The organism is Alteraurantiacibacter aquimixticola, assembly GCF_004965515.1.
GTDB lineage: Bacteria > Pseudomonadota > Alphaproteobacteria > Sphingomonadales > Sphingomonadaceae > Alteraurantiacibacter > Alteraurantiacibacter aquimixticola.
In genome coordinates, this window is sequence record NZ_SSHH01000004.1 from 87,382 (window position 1) to 105,455 (window position 18,074).

The 18,074-nt window shown below is 63.0% G+C and carries 25 protein-coding genes; 10 read left to right on the forward strand and 15 right to left on the reverse strand.

The window, feature by feature from the left end; all coding sequences use genetic code 11:
- Positions 1-84 precede the first annotated feature (84 nt).
- The 4 genes from E5222_RS14055 to argB all read right to left on the reverse strand — a co-directional run bounded on the left by E5222_RS14055 (position 85) and on the right by argB (position 2,825).
- Positions 85-705, reverse strand: coding sequence for a MarC family protein (locus E5222_RS14055; protein ID WP_136694435.1), 621 nt, complete (start codon positions 703-705; stop codon positions 85-87).
- Positions 702-1,487 carry a hypothetical protein gene (locus E5222_RS14060; protein WP_136694436.1) on the reverse strand — a complete coding sequence of 262 codons (786 nt, stop codon included), beginning with the start codon at positions 1,485-1,487 and terminating at the stop codon, positions 702-704. The genes E5222_RS14055 and E5222_RS14060 overlap by 4 nt, the downstream gene beginning before the upstream one ends.
- Positions 1,488-1,543: 56 nt before the next feature.
- Complete coding sequence (locus E5222_RS14065) at positions 1,544-1,840, reverse strand: YggT family protein (RefSeq protein WP_136694437.1); 297 nt, start codon at positions 1,838-1,840, stop codon at positions 1,544-1,546.
- 88 nt (positions 1,841-1,928) lie between these two features.
- Positions 1,929-2,825 carry an acetylglutamate kinase gene (gene argB / locus E5222_RS14070; RefSeq protein ID WP_136694438.1) on the reverse strand — a complete coding sequence of 299 codons (897 nt, stop codon included), beginning with the start codon at positions 2,823-2,825 and terminating at the stop codon, positions 1,929-1,931.
- A 145-nt stretch (positions 2,826-2,970) separates the two neighbouring features.
- Here argB and E5222_RS14075 point away from each other — a divergent pair, with 145 nt between their 5' ends.
- The 4 genes from E5222_RS14075 to E5222_RS14090 all read left to right on the forward strand — a co-directional run bounded on the left by E5222_RS14075 (position 2,971) and on the right by E5222_RS14090 (position 4,988).
- Positions 2,971-3,393 carry a thermonuclease family protein gene (locus E5222_RS14075; protein WP_136694439.1) on the forward strand — a complete coding sequence of 141 codons (423 nt, stop codon included), beginning with the start codon at positions 2,971-2,973 and terminating at the stop codon, positions 3,391-3,393.
- Between the two features lie 40 nt (positions 3,394-3,433).
- Positions 3,434-4,210 (forward strand): polyphosphate kinase 2, encoded by a 777-nt coding sequence (gene ppk2 / locus E5222_RS14080; protein ID WP_136694440.1) that lies wholly within the window; start codon positions 3,434-3,436, stop codon positions 4,208-4,210.
- 5 nt (positions 4,211-4,215) lie between these two features.
- On the forward strand, positions 4,216-4,566 hold the full coding sequence (locus E5222_RS14085) for a DUF2200 domain-containing protein (protein WP_136694441.1): 351 nt from the start codon (positions 4,216-4,218) through the stop codon (positions 4,564-4,566).
- A 71-nt stretch (positions 4,567-4,637) separates the two neighbouring features.
- The gene (locus E5222_RS14090) at positions 4,638-4,988 is read left to right on the forward strand and encodes a hypothetical protein (RefSeq protein WP_136694442.1); all 351 of its coding nucleotides are present in this window, start codon (positions 4,638-4,640) and stop codon (positions 4,986-4,988) included.
- A 24-nt stretch (positions 4,989-5,012) separates the two neighbouring features.
- On the opposite strand, the gene E5222_RS14095 is transcribed toward E5222_RS14090, so the two are convergent.
- The 3 genes from E5222_RS14095 to E5222_RS16615 form a co-directional block, all read right to left on the reverse strand.
- Positions 5,013-5,750, reverse strand: coding sequence for a carbonic anhydrase (locus tag E5222_RS14095; protein ID WP_169053609.1), 738 nt, complete (start codon positions 5,748-5,750; stop codon positions 5,013-5,015).
- Between the two features lie 58 nt (positions 5,751-5,808).
- Positions 5,809-7,041 (reverse strand): Na+/H+ antiporter NhaA, encoded by a 1,233-nt coding sequence (gene nhaA, locus E5222_RS14100; protein ID WP_136694444.1) that lies wholly within the window; start codon positions 7,039-7,041, stop codon positions 5,809-5,811.
- A gap of 62 nt (positions 7,042-7,103) precedes the next feature.
- Positions 7,104-7,277 (reverse strand): DUF465 domain-containing protein, encoded by a 174-nt coding sequence (locus E5222_RS16615; protein ID WP_169053610.1) that lies wholly within the window; start codon positions 7,275-7,277, stop codon positions 7,104-7,106.
- Positions 7,278-7,533: 256 nt separating this feature from the next.
- Here E5222_RS16615 and E5222_RS16620 point away from each other — a divergent pair, with 256 nt between their 5' ends.
- Positions 7,534-8,082, forward strand: coding sequence for a thermonuclease family protein (locus E5222_RS16620; RefSeq protein WP_169053611.1), 549 nt, complete (start codon positions 7,534-7,536; stop codon positions 8,080-8,082).
- Between the two features lie 12 nt (positions 8,083-8,094).
- On the opposite strand, the gene E5222_RS14110 is transcribed toward E5222_RS16620, so the two are convergent.
- Both E5222_RS14110 and E5222_RS14115 read right to left on the reverse strand, forming a co-directional pair.
- Positions 8,095-8,340 (reverse strand): hypothetical protein, encoded by a 246-nt coding sequence (locus tag E5222_RS14110; protein ID WP_136694446.1) that lies wholly within the window; start codon positions 8,338-8,340, stop codon positions 8,095-8,097.
- 103 nt (positions 8,341-8,443) lie between these two features.
- Positions 8,444-8,596, reverse strand: a complete 153-nt coding sequence (locus E5222_RS14115; protein ID WP_136694447.1) for a M20 family metallopeptidase — start codon at positions 8,594-8,596, stop codon at positions 8,444-8,446.
- A 252-nt stretch (positions 8,597-8,848) separates the two neighbouring features.
- On the opposite strand from E5222_RS14115, the gene E5222_RS16625 reads away from it, so the two are divergent.
- Entirely contained in the window at positions 8,849-9,145 is a 297-nt protein-coding gene (locus E5222_RS16625) for a hypothetical protein (protein WP_169053612.1), read from the forward strand.
- Between the two features lie 506 nt (positions 9,146-9,651).
- Here E5222_RS16625 and E5222_RS14125 read toward each other — a convergent pair.
- From E5222_RS14125 to E5222_RS14135, 3 genes are all read right to left on the reverse strand, one after another.
- The gene (locus E5222_RS14125; protein ID WP_136694449.1) at positions 9,652-10,629 is read right to left on the reverse strand and encodes a hypothetical protein; all 978 of its coding nucleotides are present in this window, start codon (positions 10,627-10,629) and stop codon (positions 9,652-9,654) included.
- 20 nt (positions 10,630-10,649) lie between these two features.
- Positions 10,650-11,708: a ribonucleotide-diphosphate reductase subunit beta gene (locus E5222_RS14130; protein WP_136694450.1), complete on the reverse strand. Its 1,059-nt coding sequence runs from the start codon at positions 11,706-11,708 to the stop codon at positions 10,650-10,652.
- A 166-nt stretch (positions 11,709-11,874) separates the two neighbouring features.
- Positions 11,875-12,174, reverse strand: coding sequence for a hypothetical protein (locus E5222_RS14135; protein WP_136694451.1), 300 nt, complete (start codon positions 12,172-12,174; stop codon positions 11,875-11,877).
- A 175-nt stretch (positions 12,175-12,349) separates the two neighbouring features.
- On the opposite strand from E5222_RS14135, the gene E5222_RS14140 reads away from it, so the two are divergent.
- The 4 genes from E5222_RS14140 to E5222_RS14155 are packed head-to-tail and all read left to right on the forward strand — an operon-like array spanning position 12,350 to position 15,060.
- Positions 12,350-12,970 (forward strand): CDP-alcohol phosphatidyltransferase family protein, encoded by a 621-nt coding sequence (locus E5222_RS14140; RefSeq protein WP_211196165.1) that lies wholly within the window; start codon positions 12,350-12,352, stop codon positions 12,968-12,970.
- A complete protein-coding gene (locus E5222_RS14145) occupies positions 12,967-13,581 on the forward strand; it encodes a lysophospholipid acyltransferase family protein (RefSeq protein WP_136694452.1) in 615 nt (204 codons plus the stop codon). The genes E5222_RS14140 and E5222_RS14145 overlap by 4 nt, the downstream gene beginning before the upstream one ends.
- Entirely contained in the window at positions 13,578-14,513 is a 936-nt protein-coding gene (locus E5222_RS14150) for a phosphatidate cytidylyltransferase (protein WP_136694453.1), read from the forward strand. Before E5222_RS14145 ends, E5222_RS14150 begins: the two co-directional genes overlap by 4 nt.
- 1 nt (position 14,514) lies before the next feature.
- Complete coding sequence (locus E5222_RS14155; RefSeq protein ID WP_136694454.1) at positions 14,515-15,060, forward strand: hypothetical protein; 546 nt, start codon at positions 14,515-14,517, stop codon at positions 15,058-15,060.
- 3 nt (positions 15,061-15,063) lie between these two features.
- Here the strand turns inward: E5222_RS14155 and E5222_RS14160 are convergent, their stop codons facing one another.
- The 3 genes from E5222_RS14160 to E5222_RS14170 all read right to left on the reverse strand — a co-directional run bounded on the left by E5222_RS14160 (position 15,064) and on the right by E5222_RS14170 (position 17,782).
- Entirely contained in the window at positions 15,064-15,378 is a 315-nt protein-coding gene (locus E5222_RS14160) for a hypothetical protein (RefSeq protein WP_136694455.1), read from the reverse strand.
- A 53-nt stretch (positions 15,379-15,431) separates the two neighbouring features.
- Positions 15,432-15,650 carry a hypothetical protein gene (locus tag E5222_RS14165; RefSeq protein ID WP_136694456.1) on the reverse strand — a complete coding sequence of 73 codons (219 nt, stop codon included), beginning with the start codon at positions 15,648-15,650 and terminating at the stop codon, positions 15,432-15,434.
- 140 nt (positions 15,651-15,790) lie between these two features.
- Positions 15,791-17,782, reverse strand: a complete 1,992-nt coding sequence (locus tag E5222_RS14170) for a ribonucleoside-diphosphate reductase subunit alpha (RefSeq protein ID WP_425456276.1) — start codon at positions 17,780-17,782, stop codon at positions 15,791-15,793.
- Positions 17,783-18,074 lie beyond the last annotated feature (292 nt).

The following is an 18,074-nucleotide window of genomic DNA, read 5'->3' on the forward strand; positions in this document are numbered from 1 at the left end:
CGGCCGCCCGCAGGTGCCCCGCAGCGAAGCGGAGGGAACAGCACCGAGGACGCTCGCCCGGATGGGCGAGCGAAACGCAAACAATCAGGAAAACGAGTTTCTCAACCCATCGATCACATATTGCGAGGCCAGCGCTGCCAGCAGCACGCCCAGCAGCCGTGTGATCACCGCTTCGACCTTGGCGCCGAAGACCTTCATCAGCGGGCTCGCAGCCATCAGGGCGAGCATGGTCAGCAGCAGGACCGCCGCCAGCGCGCCCAGCACCACCAGCGTGCCTTCCATCCCCGTCGCCTCGCCGGTCAGCAGCATGATAGAAGCGATCGCGCCGGGACCCGCCAGCATGGGCATGGCCATGGGGAATACCGAGACGTCCTCATATTCGGGATCGCCCTTCAGCTTCTCGGCCCGGTCCTCGCGCCGCTCGGTGCGCTTCTCGAACACCATTTCCAGCGCGATGAGGAACAGCATGATGCCGCCCGCGATGCGGAAGGCGTCGAGCTCGATATGCATGGCATTGAGCAAGTCCTCGCCGAACAGGGCGAAGCCGACGAGGATGATCCCAGCGATCAGGCAGGCGCGCAGCGCCATGCTCCGGCGCGCGGCAGGCGTGGCATTGGCCGTCAGCCCGGCATAGATCGGCGCGCAGCCGGGCGGATCGATCACCACGAACAGGGTGACGAAGGCGGAGAGGAAGAGTTCGGTCATTCGCTGGCTTCGCTGCGTCCGGGGATGGTCATGCGATAGGCTTCCACCCATTCGCCATCCTGCAGCCAGTCGACCCGCGCCACGCGTGCGCCGTCGGCCTCATCGCCCCACGATACGCGCAGGCTGTCGTCGGTGGCGCGCACGCTTGATGCATCCATGGCGAGCTGCAACGACTCTCCCGGCCTTCCGCGACGCGGGGCACCTGCCGGACAGTCCGCAACATGGCCGTTAATGGTCACCAGCTCCTCGATCACGATAGTGTCGGGGCCGGGTTCGGGCTCTGGCGCGGGAGGTGGCGGCTGCGGATCGTCGGTCGCGCCCATGTCATAGGCCCAGCGATAGGAGCGGCGGTCCTCCTGCAGGGCCCAGACGGTGATATAGCTGCCCACCGTGCCATCGGGATTGGTGAAACGGCCGATCGTGGCGGCAAGCGTGCCGTCGCAGCTCGACCACACTTCGGACGGTGCCCAGACGAGGCTCTCCGCAGGATCGGCGCGCCCTTCGAGGAATTGCGCGGCATCGCTGGGGCCACCGGGCGTATGGATCACAGCGCCAGTATGCATGGTGGCGCGAAAGGCGGTCCACAGCCCTTCTTCACGCGCCTGCTTGGCGAAGGCAAAGTCTGCGGCGGCAACGCGGCCCGGCTCTGCACTGGCGGGAAGCGGCGGAGGTTCTTCCCCGCGCGGGCGGCGGAATTGCGCCTCTGCCGGGGCGGCTATGCCTGCCAGCAAGGCAAGCGTGGCGGCGAACAGTGCGCCGCGAACGGAAAACCGGTTGGTCATGAAACCGAACTGCGCGTGCGCGTGCGGAAAGTCAAAGGCTGACTAATCGGGTCTGACTAGTAGGCGTAGCTGATCGCCATATTCGTCACGATGACCTCGAGGATCCGCAATCCGATAATCAGCACCAGCGGCGAGAAGTCGATCGCGCCGGTATTGGGCATGATCTTGCGGATCGGGTTGAGCAGCGGGTCGAGTAGCGCATTGATCGCGCGCCAGATCGCGGCGACGAAATCATTGTGCATGTTCACGACATTGAACGAGATCAGCAGGCTGAGCACGAATTGCGCGATCACCAGGAAGATCAGCACCGAAGCGAGCATGCTGATGATCTGTGCAATGGTCATAAGCACCATGGGTGAAAGCCTTTCCTTATGCGTCCCTTGGAGGTGGTCTAGCCTATCGGCGGCAGGTGTATCAACTGCCTAATACGCAGCAGCGTACTCAAGCGGAAACCAGCGTACCTGCACCGCGGCTGGTGAAGAATTCGAGCAGCATGGCATGCGGCACGCGCCCGTCGAGCACCACGGCCGCCTCGCACCCGCCTTCGACCGCGTGGACGCAGGTCTCCAGCTTGGGGATCATCCCGCCGCTGATCGTGCCGTTCTCCTTGAGCTTCGCGATATCGGCGGGCTTGAGGTCGGTGAGCAGCTTGCCTTCCTTGTCGAGCACGCCGGTCACGTCGGTCAGCAGGAACAGCCGCGCCGCGCCCAGGGCGGATGCGATCGCGCCCGCCATGGTATCGGCATTGATATTGTAGGTATGGCCGTGCCCATCAGTGGCGATGGGGGCGATGATCGGGATCATGCCGGCATCGCTGACGGTCTTGAGCACGGTGATGTCGACATCCTTCGGCTCGCCCACAAAGCCCAAGTCCACCGCCTGTTCGATCTGGCTGTCCGGATCCTTCACCGTGCGGGTGACCTTTTCGGCGCGGACCATCTTGCCGTCCTTGCCCGACAGGCCGATCGCCTTGCCGCCCGCCTGGTTGATCCAGCCGACCAGTTCCTTGTTGATCGCGCCCGACAGGACCATTTCGGCAACGCTCGCCGTCTCCTTGTCGGTGACGCGCAGCCCGTCGACGAATTGCGATTCGACGCCCAGCTTTTTCAGCATGGCGCCGATCTGCGGGCCGCCGCCATGCACCACCACCGGGTTGATGCCGACCGCCTTCAGCAGCACGATATCCTCGGCGAAATCCTGCGCCGCCTCGGGATCGCCCATGGCATGGCCGCCATATTTCACCACGAAACTGCGCCCGGCATAGCGCTGGAAATAGGGCAGGGCCTCGATCAGCGTTTCGGCCTTGGCCAGCATCTGTTTGTCGCGTGTGTCGGTCATAGTGGGCCGCGCAATAGAGGCTTTGGTGCGCACTGCATAGAGCGAGCTGTATTGCTCCGATGCGGAGGGAATGCGGATGCATCCCTGCCCCGATTAGGTGTTCGCCCGGATGATGCCGCGCATCGCCCGCCAATAGTCTTGGGGCATGTTCCGTACAGCCCTGCTCCTGATCCTGTTTGCATGCGTGCCCCAACATGTTTCCGCACGGGATCTGGAGCGGGGCAACTTCGCCTTGTGCCACGGAAGCAACCGCGTGACCTGCGTGGTCGATGGCGACACCATCTGGTATCGCGGCGACAAGATCCGCCTGATTGACATCAACACCCCCGAAACCTCGCGCCCCTCCTGCGATCGCGAGGCGGCTTTGGGCCGCCGGGCGACCGAGCGGCTGATCGTGCTGCTCAATGAAGGCCCCTTCACGCTGGAGAGCGAGGGCCGCGATACCGACCGCTATGGCCGGCTGCTGCGCCGCGTCACCCGCGAGGGCGCGAGCCTGGGCGCGGCGCTGGTGGCCGAGGGGCTGGCAGAAGAATGGCAGGGGCGGCGCGGAGACTGGTGCGCAGCCTGAGGCTTGCCAAATCCCTCGCGCGCGGGAATGCTCGCGCCCCATGAAACGCAAGGCATATGAAGCAGCGCTCGAACCGCTGGAACATGAACTGGTCGCAATGGCCCATTGGGCGCGGGCGACGGGAGAGCGGATCTGCGTGCTCCTCGAAGGGCGCGACACGGCGGGCAAGGGCGGCACCATCAAGGCGATCAGCCAGCGCATCAATCCGCGCCAGTTGCGCGTCGTCGCCCTGCCCAAGCCGACGGAAACCGAGCGCACGCAGTGGTATTTCCAGCGCTATGTCCCGCACCTTCCAGCCGCTGGCGAAATCGTGCTGTTCGACCGCAGCTGGTACAATCGCGGCGGGGTGGAAAAGGTCATGGGCTTTGCCACCAACGAACAGGTCGAAGCCTTCCTGCGCGATGTGCCGACTTTCGAGAAGCTGCTGGTCGATGACGGCATCCGCCTGTTCAAATACTGGCTGAGCTGCGACCAGGAACATCAGGAGGAGCGCTTTGCCGAAAGGCTGGATGACCCGCTCAAGCGCTGGAAGCTCTCCCCCATCGATATCAAGGCGCGCACCCGCTTCGCCGAATATTCCGCCGCGCGAGAGGCGATGTTCAAGGCCACCCATACCGATCACGCACCCTGGACCGTGGTAGATTACAACGACCAGAAGCAGGGCCGCCTGACCCTGATCCGCAACCTCCTGGACCGTCTGCCCGATACGAGTATTGCGCAAGAGGAGATTGACTGGCCGGATTTGGGGCACGAACCGCTGGACGAGGAATTCGGCCTGCTCAAGCCGATCCCCGATTATGGGCCGGGCAAGGACTGACCGCCATGGCCGGACACCGCATCTATGCGATGAGCTTCGCCAGCGTCTATCCGCACTATGTCGCCAAGGCGGAGAAGAAGGGCCGCACGAAGGAAGAGCTCGACGCGATCATCGCCTGGCTCACCGGCTATGATGCAGCGGGTCTGGCCAAAGTGCTGGAGGACAAGCGCGACTTCACCGCCTTCTTCGCCGAAGCCCCCGCGCTCAATCCCGATCGCGACAAGGTGACCGGCGTCGTCTGCGGCGTGCGGGTGGAGGAGGTGGAGGAAGACCTCATGCGCGAGATCCGCATCCTCGACAAAATGGTCGACGAGCTGGCGCGCGGCAAGGCGATGGAGAAGATCCTGCGCAGCTGAGCGCAGCGCTTTTGCCGCACTGCAACATGGTGTATCATGCGCGCTCCCGCTCCATGACTCGGAGGGCCGTGATGACCGATGCATCACCCGACAGAACGGCGCTGACCGTGCGCTATGGCGATGTCGCGCTGGCGCCCGAGAAGCTGTGGCAGATGATCAACCCGCTATTCTTCACCGGCAATTCGATCTCGCTGTTCAATATCGACCTCGGCCATAGCGGGGACGAGGAGCTAGAGCGCGAAATCCTCGAACAGGTCGGCTCCTATGGCCGCCAGCTGGGCCATCTGGGCGACGTGGTCGAAGTGCTGATGAACATGGTGGACGAAAGCGGCCTCTCACCCGATGACCGCGACAAGTTCGCAGTGTTGCGCGGCGAGTTCGCCCAGATCCGCCAGCTGAAGGATGGGAGCGGCGGCGACTGACCGCCCCCATCCACCAATTTCCCGTTATTCCGGCGCCACCAGCAGGCGTCCGTTGAGCAGCTGCACCGGGCGGGCGTTCATGCCCATGATGGCTTCCATCGCATCGAGCTGCGTCTGGCTGACCTCGACCGGCTGCGCCACCACGTGCCAGTTCACGCCCTCGCTGCAAGGCGGCGTGGTGAGCGATCCCATGTAGCGATAGATCGCCATGTCCTCGGGCAACAGCATGTTGGGGTCAAGCGTCACGCCTTCCACCGCCGTCGCCTCTTGCGTTTCGGCAGGGGCGGCATCGACCAGCTTCTGCATCTCCGCATGAGCGTCACCGGCTTCATACATCACACCGACCACCGCCAGTTCGCCCGCATCGCTGGCATGGACGAAATGCGCCACCATCGGGAAGTGCTCACCGTTGAGTGTGTGCTCGGACGGCGTGTGGAAGTGCACCTGCACCAGGTTGAAGACCGTGCCGCCGCTGGTGATCGAGGAACCGGGCGCGAAATTCGCCTGCACCGTGTGGCCATTGTTGAGCATGGTCAGCGGACCGGCGCTCCAGTTCACATCCAGCTCGATATCGCCGGTGGCATTGCCTTGGCCGAGCTCGATCGGCGATTGCATGATCCCGCGTTCGCACATCTCGAAATCGGGGTGCAGCTGGCCCCAGCGATCGGCGCCGCGCGGGCCTTCATATTCCCACTCCTCGGCAGCGATTGCGGGAGAGGCCGCAAGCGCCAGGGCAGACACAGTCAGGAAAACAGTCTTCATTACATACTCCTCAATTGCGGATGCTCGATGACTTGCTCGACCGCCAGAGCGGGCGAGCCTATGGAATTTCGCCGGTCGCCGAAAGGGTGCGCGTCGGACCTTCGACAGCATCGCTCTCGCCGTGCGAAGGCTCCGGCGGCAATGTGCGTGCAAGCAGCAGGTAACCCGCCAGCGCCGCGACCAGCGATCCGCTGAGAACGCCGATCTTGACCGCATCGATCATCGCGGGGTCGAAGGCAAGGTTGCCGATGAACAGGCTCATGGTGAAACCGATGGCGGCGAGCAGGGAGAGGGCGTGGAGCTCGCGCCAGCCGATACCTTCGGGCAACTGCGCCAGCCCCAGCTTCACCGCCGCCCAGGCAAAGCCGAAAATGCCCAACTGCTTGCCTACAATCAGGCCGAGCGCGATGCCCAGCGGCAGCGGCGCGACGAGGTCGCCCAGCTCCACACCGGAAAGCGACACGCCGGCATTGGCAAAGCCGAAAATCGGGATGACGAGAAAGGCCACCCAGGGCAGCAGCGCATGCTCTATCCGTTCCAGCGGGCTCTCCTCCTTCGCCTGCAGCGGCACGCACATAGCGGCGGCAACTCCTGCCAGCGTCGCATGGACGCCGCTCTTCAACACGAAGACCCAGAGTACGATGGCGAGCAGGACATAGGGGATGGAGGAAACGACGCGCGCCCGGCCGACCGCCGCCAGCACCGCCAGCGTCACCGCCGCGCCTGCCAGCATCGCAAGGTCGGTCTCGGCGGTATAGAACAGCGCGATGATCGCGATCGCGCCGATATCGTCGATCACCGCGATCGCCAGCAGCAGCGCCTTCAGCGCCACCGGCACGCGCGGGCCGAGCAGCGAAAGGATACCGAGGGCGAAGGCGATGTCGGTCGCCGCCGGGATCGCCCAGCCGGAAAGGTTTTCGGGACTACCGCTATTGATGGCGAGGAACACCAGCGCGGGCAGCGCCATGCCGCCGATCGCCGCATAGAGCGGGAGCGCGGCCTTGTCCCAGCTGTCGAGCTGGCCAGCCAGCGCCTCTCGCTTCACCTCCAGCCCGACGAGGAAGAAGAACACCGCCATTAGCCCGTCATTGATCCACAGCAGCAGCGGCTTTTCGATCACCAGCGCGCCGATCCCGGCGATGGCGGGGACTTGCAGGACGTCGAAATAGGCGGTGGCGAAGGGGCTGTTGGCGATGGCGAGCGCGACCGCCGCGGCGACCATCAGCACGATGCCGCCCGCGCTTTCCTGGCGCAGGAAGTCGCGCAGCATGGGAGCGATCTGGGCAATCATGGAGGGATCCTCGTCAGCCGTGCCGGGCGGGGAATGAAGGCGCGAAAAGCGGCTTGGCCGGCTCAGCCCGCTACGGGCCGTGGCGACAGCTTGTGGATCAGCTCTTTCACCCTCCGCTTCATCGCGGTCAGCCGGGTGAGTTCCAGCGGGTCCGCATTTGCGCGCTGCAGCGCCGCGCGCAGGCGGGAATCGATGCGCTGGTGCATCTCGTTCAAACGATACAAACGGGCCGTCATCCTTGGTCTCCTTGCGAGAGTCTTGAGGGTGATCGGGCAGGTTTTGCGCCGCGCTGTTCCGGAGAATGGGGAACCCGGGGTCAGGAGCGCATCGGCTGTCCGATGCGGTCCGACATCACGAGCGTCGTCAAACAACGCCCGCCAGAGGGGCCCGGTCCGCAATTACAAAGCTAGGCACCAGCAAATCGCTTTCAAGGGTCGGGGCGATTTTTTGCGCGCGCTTGCCGCACAGGCCCGCGTCAGGCAGGGACAGGACATGGCCCGCACCCCCCGTTTCGACCGAGGTCCGGCATATCGCCGCCGGCGCAGGCAGCGCTGGCTGCGGCCCTTGCGCTACCTCGTCCCGCTCGCGCTGATCCTGATCGCGTGGCAGGCGTGGAACGATCCCGCCACCCGCGTGGCGATCGGCTTGCCGATGGAGGCGGGCGAGGAGGTCTCCGCGCCTTTCCCGCTATGCGACGCGCCCGGATACAGCCGCAATTGCGTGGTCGATGGCGACACGTTGCGCATCGGAAATCGCCGCATACGGATCGAGGGGATCGACGCCCCCGAACGCGAAGGGCGATGCGCGGCAGAGACCGCCAAGGCGCGCATCTCCACCCAGGCGCTGGCCGACTGGCTCAATGAGGGGCCCTTCTTCATGCTCCCGATGAACAGCGTCCCGCGCGACCAGTATGGGCGCGAACTGCAGACCTTGTGGCGCGAGGATGCGGACGGCAATCGCGAGGATCTTGCCCGCACCCTCATGCAAAAGGGCCACGCAGAGCGCTATAGCAGCTCCGCGCGGCCCGATTGGTGCGGTTGACCCGCGAGTAGCTTATTCGGCCGGAGCTTCCTCGGCCATCGCGTCTTCGGCCGCAGCGCCTTCAACAACCGGCGTCATTTCGGTTTCGGGCAGGTCCACCTGCACGCCCTCGCCTTCGGGCACCGCGATCAGTTCGCCGCCGCTTTCGTCGGTCGCGTCGACTTCGAATTCCGGCTCCTCCGCCTGGCAGGCGGCGAGGGTAAGCGCGGCGGAGCCCAGCAGGGCGGCGCGCAGCAGCGGCTTGGTGATGGTGTTCATGATCGAAATGTCCTCCAGCTGGTGAATCGGCGATGATTCGCCTCTCGCCGCGCAGCTTATCGCCTTGCGACCAAGCGGCAACACGGGTTTGCGCGGGTGCCCCCTAACCCTGCGCCTTCTCATGCGCGGCGAGCATGTTCTGCAATACTGCGACGCGCTTGCGCTCCTCGGTAAAGGCTTTCTCCGGATGCGCCTCGATCTGGTCGAGAAGGCTGCGCAGCTCCTTCTTGCGATCTTCAATAGTGGTTTCCTGCATCGTCCGTCTCCTTTCCTCATCTGCATCAATGCCCCCGATGAAGGTTAGCGCGCATTGACCCGTATCAAGCCTGAGTCGCGGCGAAACGAGGCGTTTCAACGGTTCGCCGCAGCTGGCAGATGAACGCCAGATAAACGAAGCGCTTTGGTCGCGCGGAAAAACCGCATGGTCGCTTTGGGGGGTGCCAAGCTGCCGGTTTGCATGGCCCTATCATGGTTAACGGGGGGATCGAACCGGACGAAGGAAGATCCCGTGAAGACAATTGCTGCCACTCTTGCCATTTCAATCGCCGTGCTGGGCATGAGCGCCAGCGCCGCCATGGCGCAGGACATACCGCCGCCGCCCGAACCGCCGGAGGCCCCGGCGCCGGACGAGCCGCTGCCCCCGCCGCCCCCCGAAGCACCGCCCACCGCGGAACCCGACATGCCCGCCCCGCCCGACGGGGAACCTGCGCCCGAGCCGCTTGACCCGGCGGATGAAGACTGGGAAGAGGAGGATACACAGGCCACGATCCTCGACCCGCTCGATCCCGCAGGGCTCGATGGGTGAGGTGACGGAATAAGAGAGCCTGAGCGCGCGGACTCCTCAAACACTTGCGCGCGAAAGGTCGCATGGACGGCGGATCCCCCCAAGGGATCCGCCGTTTCCTTTTGTGGCGGTGCGCAGGCGCCAGTGTATTTGCGGAACGTCAATGCCGCGATGCAGGTTCAGGCTAAGGTGAGTGCAGCGTGGATGGCCGCGCAAGCGAGTCCATCGCCGCAAGCCATCGCCAAGGGAGCCCCAAAAGGAGCAGAGCCATGAGCCAGGACGAGCCGACCCCGACACCCCCGCCGAGCCCTCCGGAGACGCCGGCGCCCGACCTGCCGCCCGAAACGCCCGTCCCGCCGGAACCGCTCACCCCCGACCCGGGGCCGCCCGAAACGCCGCCCTTTATCGAGCCCGACCCGTCAGGGCCTCCGAGCGAGACGCCGCCGCCGGATCCGTTTGATTGAGGGGTCGAGCGCAATCGAGGTGTAGCGCAGATATTACCACCCAAGCGCTCAATATCTTAATAGCTATGCGCCCCGCTCTTGCACGAGGGAATTGTAAATATCGATTTCCTCTTCACCAATATCGCTAGGCGAATGCTGCGCAGGGAATACTAAGTGAATCCGGTAACCTTTTAATATCTCATTGGTCCGCGTTTCATAGGATTCCGATTTCTTGCGACCACCAACGAACATTACAACGTCTCGAACATTACGTTCGGGCATTTTTTCCCGAAGCCATGCTAGAGAAGTTGACAGACTTGCTAAGGGTAAAATGCGTACCTCTACAGGAACGCATTTCCCGCCGTGCAAGGCGGCATTTGACCAAGGCAGGTCATCCTCGTCGAAATGCTCGTCAAAAGGAAAGCGAGGCTTTGTAGCGAATCCATTTGAATTTAACACACCATCAATAAATAAATCAAAATCAATAACCCCATCAAGATAAGAAGGTGCCTGGAGCATTGACCGAGAAATGAGAGATGCGACCTCTTCCGCCATGTCTTCTTCGCTTTTAAATGATTTTAGCAGCCCTTCAGAAAGTATTGCAGCGCCAGCGTTGTAGGCTAGTTTACCAGAGATTTGATTTATCAAAGTGCGGGCGAACGCGCAAACGGCTACGATGGCCAAAATCGCTTCGTCTTCGTCGAAATCCAAGCGGTAGTCGTGGGTACTCGGATTCCGATAATCCTCTCTGTATCTAGTGAGCTGCTTGAGCACTCGAGGTCGCAAGAGCTTCTTTTCTTCCAAATAGCTCTCAATCTGGTGAGGCGTGAGGCGAGCGGGATCCTCATCCGCCAATACGCGATACGCCTCTTTTAGCCCGCCTTCATACGCTTGATTGCAGCGATAGATGGCGTCAGTGAAGCTATCCTGTTCGCCGTCGTCTTCGCGCTCGAAGTGGCGAATTGCTGCGACGATATGACGGCGAATAGCTTTCAACCCCGGAGTGAAAGGTCCTTCCGGAAGCGGCGCAACTGCGGAGTCGAAGATCGCAAGAAGATCCATCGCGTCAGACGAGCGACCGGCTACTCCGCCGCTTCGGTAGCTCCACCCTCGCCGAACATGTCCGGGCCCTCGTCCACCACTTCTTCCTCGTTCGCGGCCTTGGCCTTCTGGCGGCTGTCAAAGCTCGACCAGACGTCCTGCCAGTTACCCTTGGTGGCGCCCTTGGAATATTCGGTGGCGCGGGTTTCGAAGAAGTTGGCGTGCTCCACGCCGTTCAGCAGCGGGGCGAGCCAGGGCAGCGGGTGGTCGTCGATCATGTAGATCGCCGGCAGGCCCAGCTGCGACAGGCGCCAGTCGGCGATATAGCGGATGTAGCGCTTGATTTCCTTCGCCGTCATGCCGGGCACGGGGCCCTGTTCGAAGGCGAGATCGATGAAGGCATCTTCCAGGCGCACCGTCTTCTGGCACATATCCATGATGTCTTCCTTCACCGCCTTGGTGAGGCAGTCCCTCTCAGCACAGAAGGCGTGGAACAGGCGGGTGATGCCTTCGCAATGCAGGCTTTCATCGCGCACGGACCATGACACGATCTGCCCCATGCCCTTCATCTTGTTGAAGCGCGGGAAGTTCATCAGCATGGCGAAGCTGGCGAAGAGCTGCAGCCCTTCGGTAAAGCCGCCGAACATGGCCAGCGTGCGGGCAATGTCCTCGTCATTGTCGACGCCGAATTCCTGCAGGTAGTCGTGCTTGTCCTTCATTTCCTCATATTCGAGGAACATGCCGTATTCGCTTTCGGGCATGCCGATCGTGTCGAGCAGGTGCGAGTATGCGGCAATATGGATCGTCTCCATATTGCTGAACGCCGCCAGCATCATCTTCACCTCGGTCGGCTTGAAGACGCGGCCGTATTTCTCATGATAGCAATCCTGCACCTCGACATCGGCTTGCGTGAAGAAGCGGAAGATCTGGGTGAGCAAATTGCGCTCATGATCGGTGAGGTTCTGCGCCCAGTCGCGGCAATCCTCGCCCAAAGGCACTTCCTCGGGCATCCAGTGGACCTGCTGCTGCCGCTTCCAGAACTCATAGGCCCAGGGATATTCAAAGGGCTTGTAGGTCTTGCGGGCTTCGAGCAACGACATCTGGTACCTCCGGCATGAATCGCGAATGACCTATATAGGGAACCATCATGCGAATTCGAAGGCAAGCGGGCCGATTCAAGCGGGGATAAATCACCCGGTGAAGCGTGGCTGGCGTGAGTCGAACGGAGGGCGCGGGCGGGCTGCCCCGGCCGAAGGTCCGTAGCCCTTAGTCGTCACCCTTGGAGAAGCGGCGCGAGATTTCCAGCAGGATCAGGATGGGCGTGGCCCACAGCCAGGTCAGCAGGCTCGCCTCGCGCCAGCCGCCGCTTTCGGGCAGCATCATCGAGCAGCCATAGACCTCCAGCACGTTTTCCGGCGTGCAGGTGGAGGGCCAGAAGGCGCCGAAATAGAGATACAGGCCGAGGCCGAGCCATCCCGCCTGTGCCATATACAGCGCGAAATAGCGCGACACGCGAACATCGCCATACCCGTGATGGGTGGGAAACCTCTTTGCACCCCTGCTCATAAGGCAGAGCCATACGCCGGGTGTAGTTAATGATTCGCTACTGGAAACTGGTTTCTCAGGCGTCAATTTTTACCGGTGCCATCAACGAAAACGGAACCCTTCTGGCGGAAAATCTTGCCCAATCCCGCGCCATTGCCTCAAGCTGGCGGGACCGGAGGAAAAGGGGATCACGCGCTTGGACAAGATGGAAAACCGCCGCCCGCTGAAGACGCGGCAGGCCGGGTGGGCACAAGCGCTGGCGCGCGGGCTGGGGCGCAGCGGGCTGACGCCCAATGCGATCTCGACGATCGGCATCCTGTTTGCCGCGGCGGGCGCATGGGCCTTCGTGCAGGCGGAGAGCGCGCCGCTGTTATGGCTTGGCGGCGCGGTGGCGATCCAGCTGCGCCTGCTCGCCAATATGCTGGACGGGCTGGTCGCGGTCGAGGGCGGGAAGAAGAGCGCCACCGGCCCCTTGTTCAACGAACTGCCCGACCGCGCGGAGGACGCGCTGCTGCTGATCGGCGCGGGCTATGGCTGCGGCATGGCGGAGCTTGGCTATGGCGCCACGATCCTGGCCTTCGGCACCGCCTATATCCGCGCCACTGGCGGCGCGCTGGGTTTCGCGCAGGATTTCGTCGGGCCGATGGCGAAGCAGCACCGCATGTTCGTGCTGACCGTGGGCGCGCTCGGCGCGCTGGCGATGGGTGACGGGTTTGCGGTGGAGATCGCGCTGTGGATCATCGCCGTGGGTGCGGCTGTGACCTGCGCGGTGCGGAGCTTGCGGATCGCGGGCCTGCTGAAAGACGCCGGGCAATGATCGCAAGCCTCGTGCGCGAAATCATCTTCGCGCTCACCCGCTTCCTTGTTGGCGGCAATGCCCGCTGGATCGGCTGCGGGCCGGACCAGGAGCAGCGGATCTATTTCGCCAATCATGCGAGCCATCTCGACACGATCATATTGTGGGCCTGCCTGCCGCCGACGCTGCGGCGCAAGACCCACCCGGTCGCGGCGGCCGATTACTGGGGGCGCAATGCCTTCACCCGCTTTATCGCCTTGGACGTGCTCAATGCCGTGCTGGTGGAGCGTGCCGGCAGCCGCGATCCGCTCGCGCCCTTGCGCGATGTGCTGGACAAGGGGGAGAGCCTGATCATCTTTCCCGAAGGCACACGCGGCAAGGAAGTGCTGCCCGGAACGTTCAAGTCCGGCCTCCACCACCTCGCCCGCGATTACCCGCAAGCGCAACTGGTGCCGGTCTATCTCGCCAACCTTGCGCGCGCCTATCCCAAGGGAGCGGTGGTGCCCGCGCCGATCAACTGTGTCGCCAATTTCGGCACGCCGCTCGCGCTGGCGGAGGATGAGGACAAGGGCGCGTTCCTCGAACGGGCGCGCAAGGCGGTGGCCGGACTTTCAGGGGAGATGCAAGCATGAGCGACACGATGATCCTGCTGTTCGGCGGCGTGGTGGCGATCCTGCTGTTCGCCTCCACCGTCGGCTTCATCCTCTCCCGCCGGGTGACGAGCGAAAGCGGCCGCGCGACGGTCGACAATCTCAATGCCCGGATCAAGGCATGGTGGCTGATGATCGCGATCTTCGCGGTCGCCTTCGCCTTCGGCAAGATCGTGACCGTCGTGCTGTTCGCATTGGTCAGTTTCTATTGCCTGCGCGAATTCCTCTCGATCTCGCCGGGGCGGGCGGAGGACCATGCGGCGATCGTCTGGGCCTTCTACATCTTCATCCCGCTGCAATACTGGCTGATCGCGGTGGAATGGCGCACGCTTTTCGCCATCGCGATCCCGGTCTGGGCCTTCCTCTGGCTGCCGGTCATGTCCGTACTGAAGGGGGAGACCGAGGACTTCCTCCAGCGCAACGCACGCATCCAGTGGGCGCTGATGCTGACCGTGTTCTGCATCAGCCATGCGCCCGCTCTGCTGATCCTCGACATTCCGGGTTTCGAGGAGAACTTCCTGCTGCTGTTCTTCCTCATCACCGTGGTCCAGCTGTCCGACGTGTTGCAATATGTGTTCGGCAAGATCTTCGGCCGCCGCAAGGTCGCGCCGCGCGTCAGCCCAGCCAAGACCTGGGAAGGGCTTGTCGGCGGAGGCCTTACCGCCTCGGCCGTCGGCGCTGGCCTGTGGTGGATCACGCCTTTCGCACCCTGGCAGGCGGCTTTGATGGCGCTTGCCATCGTGGTGGCGGGCTTTGTCGGCGGGCTGGTGCTTTCGGCAGTCAAGCGCTCGCTGGGCGCAAAGGACTGGGGCACGATGATCGAGGGGCATGGCGGGGCGATGGACCGGATGGACTCAGTCAGCTTCGCGGCGCCCGTTTTCTTCCACCTCACCAACTACTTCTTCGGCGCCTAACATGGGCGCGCTGTTCGCGCTCGTCGCCATATGGGCGCTGGCGGAGGCAGTGCTGTTCTTCGTGGTGGCCGATGTGCCGATCATGATACTGGGCGCACGCTTCGGCCGTTACCGCGCGCTGCAGGCGGCGGCACTCGCTACCGTCTTCGCGGGTATCGGCGGGGTCGTTACCTATCTGTGGGCGGAGAGCGATCCGCAGGGGAGCCTTGCAGCCATGCTCGCCCTGCCGGGGATCGACCGCGAGCTGTATGAGGCCGCCGCCGAACAATGGCGCAGCGAAGGCGTGATGGGCATGACCAAAGGCTCCTTCTCCGGCGTGCCCTACAAGCTCTATGCCCATGCCGCAGCTGTGAAGGGCAGCAGCCTCGCCTTCTTCGCCGCCGCGTCGATCTCCGCGCGGTTGCCGCGTTTCCTTGCCGTGGCCATGGTGGCGGGCGCAGCGGGTCCGCTGCTACGCGCAAAGCTGGGCGAGCGGATTTTCTGGGCGGTATTCGCCCTTTGCTGGACGGTGTTCTACGTCTGGTACTGGAACGCGATGGGCGCTTGAGCCCTAGTCCTTCGCCTTTTTAGACCCGAAGAAGCTGCCGCCACCGAGCACGGTGATGCCGAGGAAGAAGCCGAAATCGTACCAGCCGCCTTCATTGGGCACGGCATAAACGGCGATGTCGCTATCGAACAGTGATCCGATCCAGGCCCAGGGGAAGATGAAGCCGTGCCACAGGCCCCACCAGAAGCCGGGCACGTCCTCTCCATGCGCCACGCCCGCATCGATCTGGCTGGCGCAGGCGGAGAGCAGCAGGACGAGAGCACCGGCCAGCGCTGCACGTGCAAACTTCGAACCTTGGTGGGACGCTTCCTGGCTCATGATTGGAAGGTAGCGGAGGTGTATTATTGGGTCAATACGGCTAGCGCGAGACCTCAGTACTGATCCTGCAGGCGGCGATTTTCAGAGCGCTGGCCCTCGACGAAGACGCCTTGGAATTCGCCGTCATCCTCGCTGGCATAGAAGTCTTCGAGATCTGCGGCAGTGGTCGCGGGGGCGCTGGGCGCCGGCACCATTGTCGATTGCGGGCGCGGCGCATTGGCGTTGGCGGCATCCTGCTGCCCCTCCGTTACGGCGGGATCGGCGCTGAACATGTCATGGTCCGCATAACATCGCAACGAACCTCGACACAGGTTTACGAAAATCTGATCTCACAGACGAAAAACGGGCAAGGTTTTTATCACCTTGCCCGTCTTCGATCTGCGGCGTGTTTACGTTATGGCGCAGGGTCCTACTACTGGCAGGCCAGGCACTCGTCGTAATCGGTGCTTTCGCCTGCGCTCAGTTCGAACTTCTGCGCATCGGACGTATTGTCCGCTTCCACGCCGCCGGCGAAACCGGCGCGCTGCACGGACTTGGAGCGCAGGTAGTAGAGCGACTTGATACCCTTCTCCCATGCCTGGAAGTGCAGCATCATCAGGTCCCACTTGTCGACATCCGCCGGGATGAACAGGTTCAGCGACTGCGCCTGGTCGATGAAAGGCGCGCGATCGGCCGCGAATTCGAGCAGCCAGCGCTGGTCGATCTCGAAGCTAGTCTTGAAGGTCGCCTTCTCCTCATCCGTCAGGAAGTCGAGATGCTGGACCGAGCCGCCCTTTTCGAGGATCGAGTTCCACACATTGGTGGAATTCTTGCTCTTCTTGTCGAGCAGCTTTTCCAGATACGGGTTCTTGACGATGAAGGAGCCCGACAGCGTCTTGTGCGTATAGATATTGGCCGGGATCGGCTCGATACAGGCCGACGTGCCGCCGCAGATGATGCTGATCGACGCGGTCGGCGCGATCGCCATCTTGCAGGAAAAGCGCTCCATCGCGCCCATTTCCTCGGCGTCCGGACACGGCCCGCGTTCCTTGGCGAGCATCATCGATGCCTCGTTCGCCTTGGCGTTGATGTGCTTGAACATCTTCAGGTTCCACACCTTCGCCATCGGGCTTTCGAAGCCGATATTCTTCGACTGCAGGAAGGAGTGGAAGCCCATCACGCCCATGCCGACCGAACGCTCGCGCGCGGCGGAATATTTGGCGCGGGCCATCTCGTCCGGCGCGCGGTCGATATAATCCTGCAGGACGTTGTCGAGGAAGCGCATCACATCCTCGATGAACTGCTTGTCCGTATTCCACTCATCCCACTTTTCGAGGTTGAGCGAGGAGAGACAGCACACCGCCGTGCGATCGTTGCCGAGGTGGTCGATGCCGGTCGGCAGGGTGATTTCCGAGCACAGGTTCGAGGTCGAGACCTTGAGGCCCAGGTCGCGGTGATGCTTGGGCATCATCCGGTTCACCGTGTCGGAGAAGACGATATAGGGCTCACCCGTGGCAAGACGGGTTTCGACCAGCTTCTGGAACAGCGAACGGGCATTGACCTTGCCGCGCACACTACCGTCCTTGGGCGACTTGAGCTCGAACTCCCCGCCCGCGCGCACCGCTTCCATGAACTCGTCGGTCACCAGCACGCCGTGATGCAGGTTCAGCGCCTTGCGGTTGAAGTCGCCGCTGGGCTTGCGGATCTCGAGGAATTCCTCGATCTCCGGATGGTGGATGTCGATGTAGCAGGCGGCCGAGCCGCGGCGCAGCGAGCCTTGCGAAATCGCCAGCGTCAGGCTGTCCATCACGCGCACGAAGGGAATGATGCCGCTGGTCTTGCCGTTGAGGCCCACCGGCTCGCCAATGCCGCGCACATTGCCCCAATAGGTGCCGATGCCGCCGCCCTTGGAAGCGAGCCACACATTCTCGTTCCAGGTGCCGACAATGCCGTCGAGGCTGTCGGACACCGAGTTCAGGTAGCAACTGATCGGCAGGCCGCGCCCGGTGCCGCCATTCGAGAGGACGGGCGTTGCCGGCATGAACCACAGGTTGGAGATATAGTCGTACAGGCGCTGCGCATGCTCCTGATCGTCCGCATAGGCATCGGCCACGCGGGCGAAGAGGTCCTGGTAGCTCTCATTCGGCAGCAAATAGCGATCGGTCAGCGTTTCCTTGCCGAAAGCGGTCAGGTTCGCATCGCGCGCCGGATCGGTTGTAATGTCGAATCGGCGCGGGTTGACCTTCTTGGAATCGCTTTGCGGCGCAGCGGCAGCCTTGGCCGCTTCCGCCAGCGCTTCGGCGGCGGCTTCACTCACCAGGTCCTCACTGCCTGCGTCCTTCTTTTCCATACCCACTGCCTTTTCGGTCCCTGGCTTTTCGGTCCGGGCCTTCGCCGCCTTCTTTTCGGGAGCGTCCGCAACCATGTTTTCTTCCAGACCCATTGCCGCTTCGTCCGTATTCCTGAATTCCATTTCGCGCCCGTCCCCGATCTAGCGTCCAACTGTCCGGCCCCTTGGCCGAACGATCCCGATGTTCCGCATGTGTTCGAATCGGCAGGCGATGCGCCAACCTACTCAATTCCATGCGTCGGCAGGGAAAAACTTATCCCCCACCAGCACACAGCCACGGCAAAAAAGGCCCGCCCGATCGGAGTAAAAGCGCCCGCATCCAGTGCCCTGCGCCATACTACTCAAATCTAGGTCTTGTGTGTGCCCC